Raw genomic sequence first — 14,782 nt, forward strand, 5'->3', positions numbered from 1 at the left:
CATCCTCCTACTTCCATTTTTTTGCGATACCCTCCGTCAATTCATACGCCGCTGTCGCCTGCTCGACAAGCCACTGGTGAATATCGCCAAGCACTTTGCGGTAATGATTAAGTTCGTTATGACGTAAATCAGGCTCATCAAACAGCTCATTAGAGACGACAAAAAACGTAATATTTTTGTGCTGAATCGTTGCGAATGCTTGCTGAATAATCATGCGAGCTTCCTCGAGACGCTCGCTGCTATTAATTGTTTTGTTTTCCATTGGCATATACATCATATTCGTTAGCCATGTCGTGACGCAGTCCCAAAGTACGACGTCTCCTTCTCGCAAGGTGTTCATAATCGCACCGATGCGTAGCGGGGCTTCAATCGTATGCCATGCGATGGGCTGTGTGGCACGGTCTTTTTGGTGACGTGCAATGCGCTGTTTCATTTCGCTATCCATCGCCACGCCTGACGCCATATAAACGAGACGTCCGTCTCCTTTGTAGGCGCTGAGTGCTAAGTTTTCGGCAAAAGCCGATTTGCCGCTTCTCACACCACCTGCGATAAATGTTAATTCCATCCTAATCCCTCCCAAAAATAATGTAGCAAAAGTAATAGCGCTACGCCGATAATCGTAAAGCTATACGTAGCGACGTGCATTTGCGCAATCGTTTGACGAATATGAGCGCGCGTTAATGACACGAGTGGCTCGCCCATCACTTGGCGATAGCTGACGACGCCTTCGTACTGATTGTAGCCGCCGAGTTGTACGCCGAGCTGTACAGCGGTTGCCGCTTCTAAATAACCGCTATTTGGGCTTGGGTGCACTTTTGCGTCGCGTAAAAAACGGCGCATGCGCTTGCCTAGTGAATGCGGGGTAGCGTTATGCGTAAATAATACGATTAAAAAGCCTGTAATGCGGCTTGGCACATAGTTCACGACGTCATCGAGCTTGGCTGAAAATCGTCCGAAATCGCGGTATTTATCATTTTGATAACCGACCATCGAATCGAGCGTATTGATCGCTTTATACGCCCAGACGCCGACTGCGCCAAATAATAGCGCATAAAAAAGCGGCGCTGTTACGCCATCGCTCGTATTTTCAGATACGGTTTCAACGACGCCACGCACGATGTCGGGTTCTTGTAAATGCATCGTATCGCGTCCGACAATCCACGACAGCTTCGTGCGCGCTTCTTGTAAATCGCCCGCAACAAGTGGCGTATACACCGCCATTGCCGCTTGACGCAAACTCGTTTTAGCGAGCGCTGCCCCGATCAGTAGCGCTTCGATCGTAAAGCCGAGGGCAATATGTACGCGGTAGGCTAGCCATAGTATGCTGCTGACGACTAACACGGTAACACCGACCGTTACGACGGTAAGCACGACCCCTTTTAATCGGCGATGGTTGCCGTGGTTTAAGCGCTTCGTTAGCCAAGCAATGAGGTTGCCGATAAAGCGTACAGGGTGCGGTAGCTTCGGTGGGTCGCCGATGATAGCATCAAGCAATAACCCTACGAGGGAAGCGGCAATAAAAATTAACGCCACGTGCCGTCACCTACTTCTTTTTTATAATTTTGAAACGCCTCGCGCATCGTTTCGTAAACGCCGTGCCCAATCACTTTGCCAAGTAACGTAATCGGCCCAGCATAATTGTAAGTTTCGCCGCGTTCAGTGCTCGCTACTAACACGCTATCTGTCGAGGTGCCTGTCGCAAGCGTCCCGGTCGTAGGGTCGATAATATTTTCGGCAAATAGCGCTTTCGCCTTCGCTTCAGTCGTGGAAATGAGCGCTTGCAGTAGCGCTTCGTCTGAAAGTTTGCCTTCAATCATAACCCAGCAATTGATCGTACCTGGTGCATAATGCTCTTTTCGTAAGTTAGCGCGCGTAATGTCTACCGCATTGCCTAAGCCTGCCGTCACCATGACCGTAATATGCGTCTGTTGTTCACAAAAGGTACGAATGAGCGCATGACGGGCTGGCACAGCAGTCATCATGCCGACCGTTGCAGCAACGTCAAAGCCATGTGCGTGTAAGTACGCTGTGTATTCTTCGTGCGGTGTACGATTATCGTACGTCTTTGGTACGGAACGGTTCACAAAGTTCTGAAAATAACCGATACCCGCGTTAATCATCGCAGAGGACACGACTTTCATAGGGGTAGCCGACTGAAAGACAACCCGGTCCTCTGTAATTGTTATGGTCATCGTGACACCTCCATCGTTTCTTTGCTAAGTTTACCATGATTTTTAGCGAAACGACAGACGCCCTGCTTTGACATTTGCTCGAATGTGTGAAAAACTATAAAAAACTGACGAACGTTCGTAAAGGAGTGACGATAATGAATAAATATTGGTTGATGGTCGTGTTAGCGGGGCTCGTGGAAATTATTTGGGTCGTCGGCTTAAAGCATGCCGCTTCATTCGGTACGTGGAGCATTACGATTATTGCGATTATCGCAAGCTTTTATTTTTTACTAACGGCGATGGCGCACCTGCCTTCTAGCACGGTGTATGCGATGTTTACCGGCATCGGCACAGTCGGTACGGTACTTACCGAAATCATCGTCTTTGGCGAAGCGGTACACGCGTTAAAGCTCGTTTTACTCGGCACATTAGTGCTCGGTATTATCGGCTTACATCGCATTACAGAGGAGGTGGCGTAATGGCTTGGTTTGCACTGCTTATCGCAGGTTTATGTGAAGTAGGTGCCGTCTACGGTATGAACCGTGCTGCGCATAAAAAAATAGACGGCTACTTTTTAATGACTTTCTTTTTTGGGGCTTCGCTCGCGTTATTATCATTTGCGATGAATACCATCCCTATGGGCACAGCGTACGCGGTGTGGACAGGTATCGGCACAGCAGGCGCGACCATTATGGGCATGTTGCTATTTGGCGAAGCGCGCGACTGGCGACGTTTCGTATGCATCGCCGTTATTATCGCCTCAGTCGTAGGCTTAAAATTACTCGGCTAAAGGAGAGTAGCAGATGAAAAAACAACATATTACTGAAGCGGCGCTTGCATGCTTTGTCGCCGATGGCTATGCGGGTACGTCCCTCGCACAAATTGCCGATGCAGTCGGCTTAAAAAAACAATCGCTGTACGCTCATTTTGCGGATAAGGACGCCATTTTTTTAGAGGCGCTACGCTATGCGAAAGCACAGGAAATCGCCTTTTACGACCGCTTCTTTACGCAGGCAACAGGCAATACTAAAGAGGTGTTACGCACATTTTTACAAGCGCTCGACCAACATTTTAGCACCTCGCACAGCCAGCGCTTTTGGCTGCGTGTTAACTTTTACCCACCCGCGCATTTAGCGGCGCGCGTGGCGGCGGAAGTGAGCGGGCTTTACGCCTTATATGAAGCTCATTTGCACGCGCTTTTTGCTAAGACGCCCTTGCAAGTTGATGTTCAAGTTGCGGTGGATGCATTTAGCGGCGTAACGAATGCGCTACTTGCTGATTTACTGTACGCGACGCCACCATCTGTTATGGCGCGTAAAATTGACGCAAGCTTTGCGGTTTTCTGGCAAGGCGTGTACTAAAAAAGGAGATGCTCACTTTGGCATCTCCTTGTTTTGATTTTCTTTCCATTCTTTATGCTGCTTCGTTACAGCTTTGTAGCGCATCACCGAGCCAATAATAATAAACACCCAGCTCACAGCGACTAATAACAGTTGTGTATTTTTCGTATCGACGGGGATGATTTTTAGCACCGTTAATGCGAAAAGCACAATCCCCACAGCCGAAATCGAAAACCCAATTAACATTTTATTCAACGGCCTAACCTCCCTCCGTAGTGTAACGCAAAACGCACATGCCGACAACTGCCGCATGTGCGCAATCACTTATACAGGAACGTTTGTGAAAAATTCGTCGTATAACGCTTTTAAAATTTGGTTTTCGTACATTTGCATAACGCCAAACACTAAACTTACTTCAGAAGAACCTTGGTTGATCATTTCGATATTAGCGCCCGTTTTCGAAATCGCAGCCGCCGCACGTGCCGCAAGCCCTGTGTTATGACGCATGCCCTCACCTACGATAACAATCATAGAGAAACCGTGACGGAACGCAACATCATCCGCATGTAACTCCTCTTTAACGCGGCGTAAAATGCGCGCTTCCATATCATCTGTTAACTGGTCTGAACGCATAATAACCGAAATATCATCTAAGCCTGATGGTGTATGTTCATATGAAATATGCTCATCTTCTAAAATATGCAGTAACTTACGACCGAAGCCTACTTCGCGGTTCATTAAATACTTCGATACGTATAAAATCGAGAAGCCGTTATCTGCCGAAATCCCTGTCACCGGACGACCGCTTGATGCGCGTTTTGACACGATGCGTGTGCCTGGTGCTGTTGGGTTATTGGTATTTTTAATATTTACCGGTACGCCTACTTTAAAGACAGGCATTAACGCCTCGTCATGGAATACCGAGAAGCCCGCGTACGATAATTCACGCATTTCGCGGTACGTAATTTCTTTAATTTCTACCGGGCAATTAACAACTTTCGGGTTAGCTGAAAATACGCAGTCTACGTCCGTAAAGTTTTCGTACATATCCGCACGTACGGCCGCCGCAATAATGGAACCTGTAATGTCTGAACCACCGCGGTCAAATGTGCGCAGTGTGCCGTCCTTTGTATAGCCAAAGAAGCCAGGGTACACAATAATTTCGTCCGTATCAGCAAGCTTTGCTAAGTTGTCATACGCTTCAGGCAACGCATAGGTGCGCTCAGGTAAATCGTTTACGACTAATGAATTTAGCGGGCTCTCATAGCGCGCTTTCATGCCAATACTTGAGAAGTACGCAGCGATTAATTTTGCGTTATTGTCTTCCCCGCTCGCTTTAATATTATCAATGAAGAGCTCCGTGTTCGTTTGGTCCACTTTTACACGCTCATATAAATCTGCTTTAATCACTTCACAAATGGCTTCGTCTAAACCTAATCCTTCAGCAATCGCACGGTAACGCGCTACGACCGCTTCGATTTTTTCGTCGACAGCAACGTCTTTTAATGTAGCATCCGCAAGATCGATCAGTAAGTCTGTAACTTTAACATCATCACCCGTACGCTTACCTGGTGCTGATACAACAACAATTTTGCGATTAGGATCGCTTTTTACGATGTCGGCTACCTTTTTAATTTGTGTGGCACTTGCGACTGAAGTTCCTCCGAATTTACATACAATCATCATTATCATTTCCTTACTTTTTAATTTAGTGTACGCCTAAGAAAAACACTTGCTTTTACACAGTGTACAAACTATCTGTTTTTTCGTCAATAGCATTTGTGTAACTGTTCACAATTTAGGCGTAAATTCTGTATATTTGTACTATTATAGTAGGAATGTGCGCAATAGTTAAGGCTTTTTTGAAAATTTAGTATAGTCATGCATAAGTCGTAGATGATACAATGCCTTTGTAGATGGGAGGGGTTTGTATGGGGAAATTAACGAAGCGTAATATTTTATGGATTATACCCATTGGCATTATGATTACGTTCTTTTTTATGTTTGGACCTAAAAAACAAATTCAAGACAATGCATACATTCAATATGTACAGGCGAGCACACTCGACGACTTTGGCACGCAAAAGCTCGGCACATTAGCCGATGCCTGCGAACCTGTAAAATGGATTTATTTCGAAACATCGAAAAACCAAGACGTGGTGGAGCTCCAAGGCGACTGCGCGTTTGCGGATCATAAAGACACGAAAATCCAATTTTTAGTCGACAATGAGCGCACTACCATCCGCCCTGGCGCTATGCTACTCGACAATAAACAGCTAACACCTGACGAACGAGATGCCAAACTAGCGCAATTACTGCACTAATCTGCATAGAAACACTCAAGTGCGCACGTTTCGACAAGTTATCTGCATAGAAACACTCAAGTGCGCACGTTTCGACAAGTTATCTGCATAGAAACACTCAAGTGCGCACGTTTAGCAAAATTATCTGCATAGCAGCGAGCTTTTTTCGCATAGTACGCTCTTCTTTAACGCATAAACCCATTTCCTGACCTTTGGAAATGGGTTTTATCATGTGATGCCTTTATTTTTTGACGTAACACGCATGTTTTCACGAGTTACCTGCATAGAACTAGACTTGTGCGCACGTTTCAACAAATTACTTGCATAGAAACGGACTTGTGCGCACGTTTCAACAAATTACCTGCATAGAAACACCAAAGTGCGCACGTTTAGCAAAATTAGCCGCATAGCAAGCAACTTACACGCACGGTTGAGATGCATAAAAAAACGTCGCTTTAGGCGACGGTTGAATGGTTAAGTTAGCTTACACTTTGGCAATCAAAGAGTAAGATATTGCGCTCATAGATGCGGATGGCGACTTCTGTTGTCTCGATTTTCTCTTCTAGCTTATTGTAACGCATCAAGGAATCTTGGGTTAAGCCATTTTTCGTTATTGTAGCAGCGAGTATTTTTTTTGTTTCAATTAATTGTTCTAGTTGCTCGGCTTGCTCTAAATAACGACGGCAATTGGATTGGGGCATACGAAAACCTCCTCAGTTAAAAATTCACAAGAATGAAGGACACTGTTCTACTTATAGTTTAGCCATATTACAAGTTTGTTAAACCATCTTTACAATACTATTTTTTATAGCCTATACTACATCTTTAGTAATAATTTTCTGTCTATTTTCTATGTTACTATACTAAATAACCAACTAAAAAACGAGGCTGCATAACCTCGTTTTACAATCGTTTGCGCCATTTGCGTGAATAGATGAAGCCTGCACCGATAAAAAATACGAGCGCTAAAGCCTTCATTGCTGGCACAATTATAATTTTAGTAATGAGTGTAATCCCTATAATATAGTACAGCGCCATGGCTAAAAAGAAAAGAAATACTTTAGGCATTCGCGTCTTCCTTTTGCCATGCGAGCCCTCGGCGTGCAAGCTCGGCCGTAATGGTTTTGAGTGCTTTGTCGCCCACACCATGCAATTTAGCAATGTCAGCATAACGCTGATTATGGAGCGCATCAATGGAGTCAAAGCCCGCAATACGCAAGGCTCGAATCGCAGGTTTTGCGAGTTCTTTAGGGAACGGCATAGTTATCCCTTCTTTCTGTGCTTTGTTACTTCTACCCCAATTAGCCCTACCAGTAAAATGAGGATGGATGGGAGTTGGAGGTCAAAAAACAATGAGGTGGTTTGGATGCCACTGCGCAGTAATAGCGCTGTTACTAAGCGACCTAGCATCATCAGTAAACCGATGGCTAGACATAGTTGCCATAAACGCTGCATTAGAAATAATCAATGAACGACGGAATGCCCATAGGGATAATGTCTTCTAACATCCCAATTGACATCGCATTGCCATGCAGTCGCTCAACCTTTTCTAAATAGTGGGCACGTTTATAGCCTAAAAATAGCGTCGCAAACGTTTGGATATTCATGTGGACAGCGTGCTCGTCTGTTGGATCAACCGTGTCGCTTAAACGATTGACAATAACGGCGCCGTCTTGTGCGATAATTTCAAACATGCCATTATTCCATTCTACTACGCTATCTGTAATGGCTAGCTGCATATGAAAGGCGGAGCGGTTAAACGGAAACTGCTCTAAAAAGCCTTTGACGTCAACGACACGCGCCATAAAATACGGCGTCACTTTTTGAATGATTTCGCTGTCTTCTAATAAAAAGGCGACAGGTTCATTGCCTGTTGTTTTGCCATACACTTTATAAATCATCGAGCTATGCGCCGCTACGAAATTCCATAAGCCTTTGCGCGCATTTTCGCATAAATAGACCATCTCATCGATATAAAAATTGTCTTCCATAATACGATAAAATAAATAGCCTTGAGGTTGTTCCTGCTCATTAAAATAAATCGCGGCTTGCAGTTGCACGTCTGTATCGATAAATTTTTCTTCCCAGAAGTCTTCGTAGTATTTTTCGTTCCACGCAATTTGGTTGCGCACCATCACCCCGTGTGTCACTTTAGCCCATTGCTCGTACACGTCATATAAATCGGTATCTCGAATGTCCACGCGGCGCATTTTGCCCGGTACGTCTTTATAATACGGCAGTTGTGAGTCATTAATTTCAAACTCCACAATGTCGCTCATAATCTCCCAGCCTTTTTTGCGGTAATACGGAATGGAATACGGGAATAAATACGAAATGTATTTGCCTTCATTACGCATACGCAGTAAACATTCTTCGAGTAATTGTTGCATTAAGCCGTAGCCTGAGTACTCGGGGTACGTGCCGACTGCGGTAATGCCGCCCATCTCGTAAACGGTGCCGTGGATATTCACTTGAAACGGTAAGCTTAGCACTTGCGATACGAGTTGCTCCTTGTCATACCAGCCGAGCGCATGCCCAACGTCAAATTGTTTACTTTTAACATTGACAAAGAAGCGGTCCTTTTGCATCGATACCGACGCTTGGAACACATAGTTTAATAAGTCAATGGACTGCGCCATATCTTGCTGCGCGATTTCTTTCATAATTAAGCCTTTCCTCTGGCTAATCATACAAAATCCCCTCAATCTTCAAATAGTTGTGCAAGCACAATTTCGCGCGCCTCTAAAAAGCGTCGCGTGATGCTGTAATGCATCGTCTGTTCATATTGTACCGTGTTAATACCGGTTTCATCAAATTCGTAGATGGTAGCATTTGGGTAGCCGAGTAAAATCGGTGAGTGCGTCGCAATGATAAACTGTGCCTCGTGCTCTAAATCTTTCATAATACGTAGTAAACTTAGTTGACGTTGCGGGGACAACGCTGCCTCTGGCTCATCAAGTAAATAGAGCGCTTTGCCGCTGAATTTATACATAAATAAGTTTAAAAAGGACTCGCCGTGCGATTGCTCAAGCAAAGACTTGCCGCCGTAGGGCTCATATTTAGACGGTGATTCGAGCTTATCAATCTGCTCGGCAAATTGGTAAAAGGTTTCGGCACGTAAAAAGAAGCCGTTGCTCACCTTTTGCCCCCATGCAAGGCGCAAATGCTCGCCCATTACCGCCTCTGCTTTATGCACCTCGTATAAATGATTGCGCCCACCGCCTGCTGTGTTAAAGTCACAGCGATCCGCAATGCCCTCAAGTAACGTGGATTTACCTGAGCCATTTTCGCCTACAAAAAACGTAACATTTGTAGGAAATTCGAGCCGCTCAAAATGCGCAAGGCTCGGTATAGTAAAGGGAAAACGCGGTGTACGCTCCCCTTCTAAACGACAATGTTGTAAATACATTTAACTCCTCCTCACATCCTCGGTACGTGCATAATCCCATGTGACATCACGCAAGGTAGCGTGGCGCACGGATGCACCTCGCCCTGTCATAGAAATGCTCGCTAAACCAAAAGATTGTTTGATTTCGACCTCAATCAGTTTTGCGCGTGCGTACACTAGTTGTACCTTGATAAATTTAGGTGAAAGCTTTGTTGTTGGTTGTACATATCCTCACCTCTTTCCTCTATTATAACAAGCTGAGCTTAAAGTTACTTTTTTAGCAAGACACGCTATAGGGTGATAAACAGTTGTCGGCGGAAGTACACTAAATAAGAAAACCTATTTTACGTAAATTACATGTAAAATAGGTTAGCTAAAGTGACATATGTCAAAAACCGTTCTTTTCCTTGCGCTTAATAACGATAAAACAAGAGCAAGGATAATCGATTTATCTCCCAAGCGCTTTGTCATATACAATGCGCCCATCCACAACGGTTTTGCATGCGTGGATGCGCGTTAAGTCTGCGCTAAAAATGTCGCCCGTAAAGACCGAAAAATCGGCATCAAAGCCCGGTGCGATTTTGCCTCGCTCACGCTCGTGAATGGCGTGTGCGGCATTGGTCGTTACTAATTGCACTGCTTCGTAACGTGTAAGGCGCTCACTCGGATTTGGATGCGTGATGGCGGCTTCGATCATACGAAGCGGATCAGGATGCTCAATGGGTGCATCACTGCCACCTGCTACACAAATACCTGCGCGTAGTAAACTACCAAGTGGGTGCACATACGGCATGCGCGCCTCACCTAAACGTTCGGTTAATAACGCGCGCGATTCATGCGCAAATTGCGGCTGCATATCGACAATAATCGGCATACGTGCTAAGCGCGCAAGAAGTGCCTCGTTAATTAACGAGCAGTGAATGATGCGGTCACGTTGCCCCTTTTGTGGTGGCAATGCCTCAAAAACATCTAAAATCGTTGCGATGGCTCGGTCGCCAATCACATGCACCGCAACCTCGCGCCCTGCCACACGCGCCTCACGTACGAGTGCCGTAAGCTCTGCTGTCGTATGCACTAACATACCCGTTGATGCTTTATCCGCATACGGCTCACTAAGTGCCGCTGTGTGCCCACCAAAAGCACCGTCCACAAAAATCTTCATTGCGCCAAGTGCCACGTAGCGGGTTGCTTGAAAGGTATTACTCACCGCAAACGTTGCATGGTGCTGCAGTAAATGTGCTTTAAAACGCCCTTGTGCTAAGCGCGTAAACACCTCAAATGGTTGACTAGGCGGACCATAATAACTTAAATCTTCACTATGCCCACCTGTAACACCCATCGCTAGGAGTGAATCTAGCGCTAACGTTAACGCCCGCTCTATGTAAGCAGGGGTAATATGCGGCATATGATTAACGATTAAATAAAGCGCCGCATCTTTTAATACGCCCTTGTCCGCTTCAACTACACCACCCGCAACAGTCGTCGCCTCAGTAATACCCGCAAACGCTAGCGCCTTACTATTGGCGATAATTAAATGGTGGCATTGGCGTTTAATAATTAGGTGTGCGTCGCCGAGGGCATCAAGCTCAGCAAGCGTTGGGTATGCCGAATCATCAAACTGCGCCTCGTTATAACCAATGGCAATGACCCAATCATCAGGCTGTGCCTGTTGCATACGTTCAGCGAGTGCCTCGAGTAGTGCGCTACGCTTAGTAAACGCTGATACATCAAGGTGCAGTAGTTTTTCGCCGTAGCCAATGGTATGCAAATGACTATCAACAAAGCCGGGGTAAACGTACGCCCCGGCTAAGTCAATGTGTTCAGTTGCGTGTTGCGCCTTGGCATCTTCACCAAGCGCAATAATTTTATGTCCGTCTGTTAATACGGCGTCCGTCGTATGACCAGGCGCCTGCATCGTATAAAATGTGCCCCCAAACCACAAAGTTGTCATTTATGCCACCTCTGACAGTAAGCGCGCTGATTTTAAACGATTGCGTACGAGTACACCAATCCAAGCGGCTGCAACTGCCTTAGCAATGCCAAGTGGAATGAATGGATACACGCCGCCTGCCATCGCTGCTTGCCAGCTTAAGCCTGCCGCGATTTTTAGCCATACTGTACCGAACGCTAATGTCACGACCATACCGATTAAGTTAGCAATGATCGCATTGACGTACGTATAGCCGAGTTTATCCATATAGTAGCCCATAATAATAGCAGTTGGTAAGAAGCCGACAATATAGCCGCCTGTTGGGCCGACAAGTACGCCAAAGCCGCCTGACATGCCACTAAATACTGGCGCGCCTACTGCCCCAAGTAAAATATAAACGAGCACAGATAGCGAGCCTAAGCGCATCCCTAAAATGGTAACGATTAAACCAATCGCAAATGTTTGACCTGTTATCGGAACTGGCGAAAACGGCAATGGAATCGTTACTTGTGCAAGCACTGCGATAATCGCAGCACCGAGCGCCGCCATCGCATAGCCAGTTGTTTTTGAATGTTGCATACTACTCTCTCCTTTAGTAACCTTTTATTTTTTATAGGTTTACTCAAATCTATCCTAAGGGAGAATACTTGTCAATTAGTTTTTAGAATTTTCGCCCAGCTTATCACGTCTTACGCAAACGAGCATATACAAAATAAAGCCGAGCACGACTGCCGCTAGTAGCGTTAACGTAAGTGTTGTTGCGGGGAATATGTTGGTGCTAAGCGCAATCGTAAATAAAAATAATACAAACTGTACGTTGCGCTCACCACTCTTCACAAAGCTAAACGCTGCCACCCAAAAGAGTGGCAACACCACAACGACGCCAATTACTAAAGCGGCAATGCCCCATGCATTCATATGACTTCCTCCTACCATAATGGTTTAATTGGTTCTTGATTGGGATCGTCTTCTTGTAACTCAATTGCTTGATAAACCGTTGACACAAGCAGTAGCGCCCCAACAAATCCAACAAGCAAACCAACCGCTAAATTTGGGAAAATATTCGCTGGCACGAAGATGGCTAAATACGTCAGCGGATACGTCGCCGCTGTGCGCTGCGTACTTTTGCGCGTAATATAATAACGCACCTCACAAGATGTACACTTTTTGCCGTACATTGTGCCGTATAGCCATAATTTCATACGCTCACGCTTCGTTAGCACATGCCCACAATGCGGACAAGTTACCACCGCTGTCGCTCGCTTGCGCTCATAAAAACGAATTTGCGCATAACGGATTGCGAGTACGATACCAAAATAGAGGATGATGAGTACATACGTATTGCCAAGCAGTTGCAGTGCGGTATTTTCCGAACGTTGCATCGCCGTTTGTAAGCTTTTGCCGTTACCCACAAAGGTTGCAGTAAAAAATAGCGTGAGTAGCGCAAATGTGACAAGCACCGTGCGATATTGCCAGTTGGCTTTTTTCGCTTTTGGCTTTGTCGCTTCTATTACGTGTTGTTGCCGTGTAAAACGAATGTGCGTAAGTTCTTTTGTTAGCTTGTCTTTCATACCTCATCCCCCCATTCCATATCAGTCAGTACCTTGCGCAGTGCCTCACGCGCCCGCTTCAGCCGCATACGTACCGTAGACTCGCTAATACCAAGTAGCTCGGCAATTTCGACGCTCGTCATTTCTTCGTAGTAATAAAAAATAATCGCCTCACGCTGTGCGAGCGGTAGATTGAGCAAAGCTGTCGTCACTTCGCCCATCTCGGTTTTTGCAACCGCCATACTCTCTGGCGTTTGATCCGTACGCCTAAAAATTTTAGCGAAAAAACTTTCTTTTTTGCGCTGTTGTTTACGCAACTCGTCATAGCACCGATTAATGGTCATCCGCACCAAATAGGTTTTTAGCGACGCGCGCCCTTCAAACTGTGCGCTTTGATAAAATTTAACGAACACATCTTGCACTACATCCTCAGCAAGCATTTCGTCTTTCATATATAAGTACGCCACGCGCGTTAAATAATCGCCGTACGTTTGCATTACATCCTCAATGTGCACGCTATCGCCTCTCTTTCTTACCTTATAGACGTTGCTACTTTACTATCCGTCACATTAATTTTAAAAAGTTTTAGTGGTGCTAAGCAGGTCACTCCCGCAAACATGATAAAACCCATTTCTGACAAGCAAGAAATGGGTTTATGTGTTAAAGAAGTGGCCGCTATGCCGAAAATCTAGTAAATCATGCGCACAATCGATTCCCTATGCGGCGAACTGCCGTTTCTATGCAGATAATTTAGAGAAACCTGCGCGTTTGGTGCTTTCTATGCAAATAACTCGTGAAAATGTGTGCACAAGCACCTCGCTATACAAGGCGAGGGTTAGCTTTCGAGTTTATTAGCAAACGCAATGATTTGTTGCTGCGTCGCTTCGCTCGTTGGCATAATGCTGTAGCGCAAGCCGTCTTTCGCAAAGTTGAGTAGCTTAAAGTCACCAAGTTCTGTATATTGCGCTTTTTGACCGAGCACGTCAACTTCTGTATCCCCTGGGATTGCCGTGTCTTCTTCTGTAGTTGTATCTTTAAAAATGCTAACGGACATGCCGGCTTGCTCGTACTCAAACGTAATTTCAGGCTCGCCTTTCGCGCTAGTAAGCTTTGTAATGCGCGCTGCCGCTTCTTCTTTTACCGTTAATAATTGCGGGTAAATGGCTTGTGCTTCTGCAAGCGTGATCGTTTCTTCTGGCTCTTCTTCAATGACTTCGACTTTCGCATCTTTAGGAATATCAATGGTAAATAAGTCGTCGCTCATTTTTGGCTTCGTATCAAACTTCGTATATACCGTCGTTGTTTCGGTATCGCCTGTTTGTGATTTTGCTTGTAAAATGACCCATGTTTCTTTATCAATCCAAAAGTCTTGGTTGCCAAATAACGTTTCTTTCGTTTCGCGCGCTTGAATGTGGTAGGTGTCGCGTCCGATTACTTGTTCTTCCCCAATCAGTTTAACCTCATGGGTATCTTTAATAATATTTAACATATTTTCAGCCGTTTGTTGCGGCGATGGCAATGTCTCGGCGTCTTCTCCCATCGAAAACGTATAGACGCTATTTGATTTTTTATCGTAAGTTGTCATTTTGCCGTCCGCTAATACGCTAATCGCTTCTTCACCGTCGCCCGTTACTTCGACGCGGCGATTTTCGCCATCATGCCATTCTTTAATATGCATCGTCGTATCATTTAATGTAAGCGTGGCTTCACCGTAATAGCGCGACGCTTTTTCGGTTTGCTGAAGCGCATTTTCAATGACTTGTTCAGGTGAATAGTTATTGACGTCTCCTTCGCTACATGCGCCTAATGCGACAGAAGCGGCGAGTAATAAACTTGCGGTTTGTGAACTACCCACCACTTATTGACCTTGCTGTCTAATTGAAGTGGGGGCTTCTCGACTTATCGTTGCTTTTACTAGCCAACGAAAACTGACCGAGCTAACCCTCTTGTTCCAAGAGTTTTTGTTTCTATGCTAATGCCAATAGGCGAATGCCTTCATTTTTGATATTGATGGCTGAATTATAGTCACGATATGCCACATACCCACATGAACAACGGTAAGTACGTTCAGATAGCTTCATAGGTTTTTCTGCACCACAA

The 14,782-nt window shown here is 45.4% G+C and carries 22 protein-coding genes and 1 pseudogene; 4 read left to right on the forward strand and 19 right to left on the reverse strand.

Going from position 1 to position 14,782, the window contains the following annotated elements; translation table 11 throughout:
* Positions 1-7 precede the first annotated feature (7 nt).
* From DDE80_RS04540 to DDE80_RS04550, 3 genes are read right to left on the reverse strand one after another with little or no spacing between them, the layout of a single operon-like run.
* On the reverse strand, positions 8-565 hold the full coding sequence (locus DDE80_RS04540; protein WP_108306500.1) for a bifunctional adenosylcobinamide kinase/adenosylcobinamide-phosphate guanylyltransferase: 558 nt from the start codon (positions 563-565) through the stop codon (positions 8-10).
* Positions 556-1,533, reverse strand: a complete 978-nt coding sequence (gene cbiB / locus DDE80_RS04545; RefSeq protein ID WP_427901794.1) for an adenosylcobinamide-phosphate synthase CbiB — start codon at positions 1,531-1,533, stop codon at positions 556-558. The genes DDE80_RS04540 and cbiB overlap by 10 nt, the downstream gene beginning before the upstream one ends.
* Complete coding sequence (locus DDE80_RS04550) at positions 1,524-2,192, reverse strand: adenosylcobinamide amidohydrolase (RefSeq protein ID WP_108306501.1); 669 nt, start codon at positions 2,190-2,192, stop codon at positions 1,524-1,526. Before DDE80_RS04550 ends, cbiB begins: the two co-directional genes overlap by 10 nt.
* A 134-nt stretch (positions 2,193-2,326) precedes the next feature.
* On the opposite strand from DDE80_RS04550, the gene DDE80_RS04555 reads away from it, so the two are divergent.
* From DDE80_RS04555 to DDE80_RS04565, 3 genes are read left to right on the forward strand one after another with little or no spacing between them, the layout of a single operon-like run.
* On the forward strand, positions 2,327-2,650 hold the full coding sequence (locus DDE80_RS04555; protein ID WP_108306502.1) for a DMT family transporter: 324 nt from the start codon (positions 2,327-2,329) through the stop codon (positions 2,648-2,650).
* Positions 2,650-2,961, forward strand: coding sequence for a DMT family transporter (locus DDE80_RS04560; protein WP_108306503.1), 312 nt, complete (start codon positions 2,650-2,652; stop codon positions 2,959-2,961). Before DDE80_RS04555 ends, DDE80_RS04560 begins: the two co-directional genes overlap by 1 nt.
* A gap of 13 nt (positions 2,962-2,974) precedes the next feature.
* Positions 2,975-3,532 (forward strand): TetR/AcrR family transcriptional regulator, encoded by a 558-nt coding sequence (locus DDE80_RS04565; protein WP_108306504.1) that lies wholly within the window; start codon positions 2,975-2,977, stop codon positions 3,530-3,532.
* Between the two features lie 12 nt (positions 3,533-3,544).
* Here DDE80_RS04565 and DDE80_RS04570 read toward each other — a convergent pair whose 3' ends face one another.
* Positions 3,545-3,766 carry a hypothetical protein gene (locus DDE80_RS04570; protein WP_108306505.1) on the reverse strand — a complete coding sequence of 74 codons (222 nt, stop codon included), beginning with the start codon at positions 3,764-3,766 and terminating at the stop codon, positions 3,545-3,547.
* 69 nt (positions 3,767-3,835) lie between these two features.
* On the reverse strand, positions 3,836-5,194 hold the full coding sequence (locus tag DDE80_RS04575; protein ID WP_108306506.1) for an aspartate kinase: 1,359 nt from the start codon (positions 5,192-5,194) through the stop codon (positions 3,836-3,838).
* A gap of 248 nt (positions 5,195-5,442) precedes the next feature.
* Here DDE80_RS04575 and DDE80_RS04580 point away from each other — a divergent pair, with 248 nt between their 5' ends.
* Positions 5,443-5,835, forward strand: coding sequence for a glucosamine 6-phosphate synthetase (locus tag DDE80_RS04580; RefSeq protein WP_108306507.1), 393 nt, complete (start codon positions 5,443-5,445; stop codon positions 5,833-5,835).
* Between the two features lie 458 nt (positions 5,836-6,293).
* Here the strand turns inward: DDE80_RS04580 and DDE80_RS04585 are convergent, their stop codons facing one another.
* The 14 genes and pseudogenes from DDE80_RS04585 to DDE80_RS04635 all read right to left on the reverse strand — a co-directional run.
* Complete coding sequence (locus tag DDE80_RS04585; RefSeq protein ID WP_108306508.1) at positions 6,294-6,515, reverse strand: hypothetical protein; 222 nt, start codon at positions 6,513-6,515, stop codon at positions 6,294-6,296.
* Between the two features lie 202 nt (positions 6,516-6,717).
* A complete protein-coding gene (locus DDE80_RS15260) occupies positions 6,718-6,882 on the reverse strand; it encodes a hypothetical protein (RefSeq protein WP_201261491.1) in 165 nt (54 codons plus the stop codon).
* Positions 6,875-7,075 (reverse strand): helix-hairpin-helix domain-containing protein, encoded by a 201-nt coding sequence (locus DDE80_RS15265; RefSeq protein WP_108306509.1) that lies wholly within the window; start codon positions 7,073-7,075, stop codon positions 6,875-6,877. Before DDE80_RS15265 ends, DDE80_RS15260 begins: the two co-directional genes overlap by 8 nt.
* A gap of 2 nt (positions 7,076-7,077) precedes the next feature.
* Positions 7,078-7,269: a hypothetical protein gene (locus DDE80_RS15025; RefSeq protein ID WP_153060867.1), complete on the reverse strand. Its 192-nt coding sequence runs from the start codon at positions 7,267-7,269 to the stop codon at positions 7,078-7,080.
* On the reverse strand, positions 7,269-8,504 hold the full coding sequence (locus DDE80_RS04595; RefSeq protein WP_235612275.1) for a GNAT family N-acetyltransferase: 1,236 nt from the start codon (positions 8,502-8,504) through the stop codon (positions 7,269-7,271). Before DDE80_RS04595 ends, DDE80_RS15025 begins: the two co-directional genes overlap by 1 nt.
* Positions 8,505-8,515: 11 nt before the next feature.
* Positions 8,516-9,223, reverse strand: coding sequence for an AAA family ATPase (locus DDE80_RS04600; RefSeq protein WP_108306510.1), 708 nt, complete (start codon positions 9,221-9,223; stop codon positions 8,516-8,518).
* The gene (locus DDE80_RS15115; protein ID WP_161952269.1) at positions 9,224-9,379 is read right to left on the reverse strand and encodes a hypothetical protein; all 156 of its coding nucleotides are present in this window, start codon (positions 9,377-9,379) and stop codon (positions 9,224-9,226) included. It abuts the gene before it with no gap.
* Positions 9,380-9,650: 271 nt separating this feature from the next.
* On the reverse strand, positions 9,651-11,153 hold the full coding sequence (locus DDE80_RS04605; RefSeq protein ID WP_108306511.1) for an amidohydrolase: 1,503 nt from the start codon (positions 11,151-11,153) through the stop codon (positions 9,651-9,653).
* Positions 11,154-11,711: a biotin transporter BioY gene (locus DDE80_RS04610; protein ID WP_108306512.1), complete on the reverse strand. Its 558-nt coding sequence runs from the start codon at positions 11,709-11,711 to the stop codon at positions 11,154-11,156.
* A gap of 75 nt (positions 11,712-11,786) precedes the next feature.
* Complete coding sequence (locus tag DDE80_RS04615; protein ID WP_108306513.1) at positions 11,787-12,050, reverse strand: hypothetical protein; 264 nt, start codon at positions 12,048-12,050, stop codon at positions 11,787-11,789.
* A gap of 11 nt (positions 12,051-12,061) precedes the next feature.
* Positions 12,062-12,703, reverse strand: coding sequence for a hypothetical protein (locus DDE80_RS04620; protein ID WP_108306514.1), 642 nt, complete (start codon positions 12,701-12,703; stop codon positions 12,062-12,064).
* Positions 12,700-13,200: pseudogene (locus DDE80_RS04625) on the reverse strand (RNA polymerase sigma factor); the annotation flags it as partial. The pseudogene DDE80_RS04625 and the gene DDE80_RS04620, both read right to left, overlap by 4 nt.
* Before the next feature lie 317 nt (positions 13,201-13,517).
* Complete coding sequence (locus DDE80_RS04630) at positions 13,518-14,540, reverse strand: LolA family protein (RefSeq protein WP_153060868.1); 1,023 nt, start codon at positions 14,538-14,540, stop codon at positions 13,518-13,520.
* Positions 14,541-14,649: 109 nt separating this feature from the next.
* Positions 14,650-14,782, reverse strand: a 133-nt coding sequence (locus tag DDE80_RS04635; protein WP_153060869.1) for a zinc ribbon domain-containing protein, incomplete at its 5' end; no start/stop codon positions are given.

This window comes from Metalysinibacillus jejuensis (genome assembly GCF_003057615.1).
Lineage (GTDB): Bacteria > Bacillota > Bacilli > Bacillales_A > Planococcaceae > Metalysinibacillus > Metalysinibacillus jejuensis.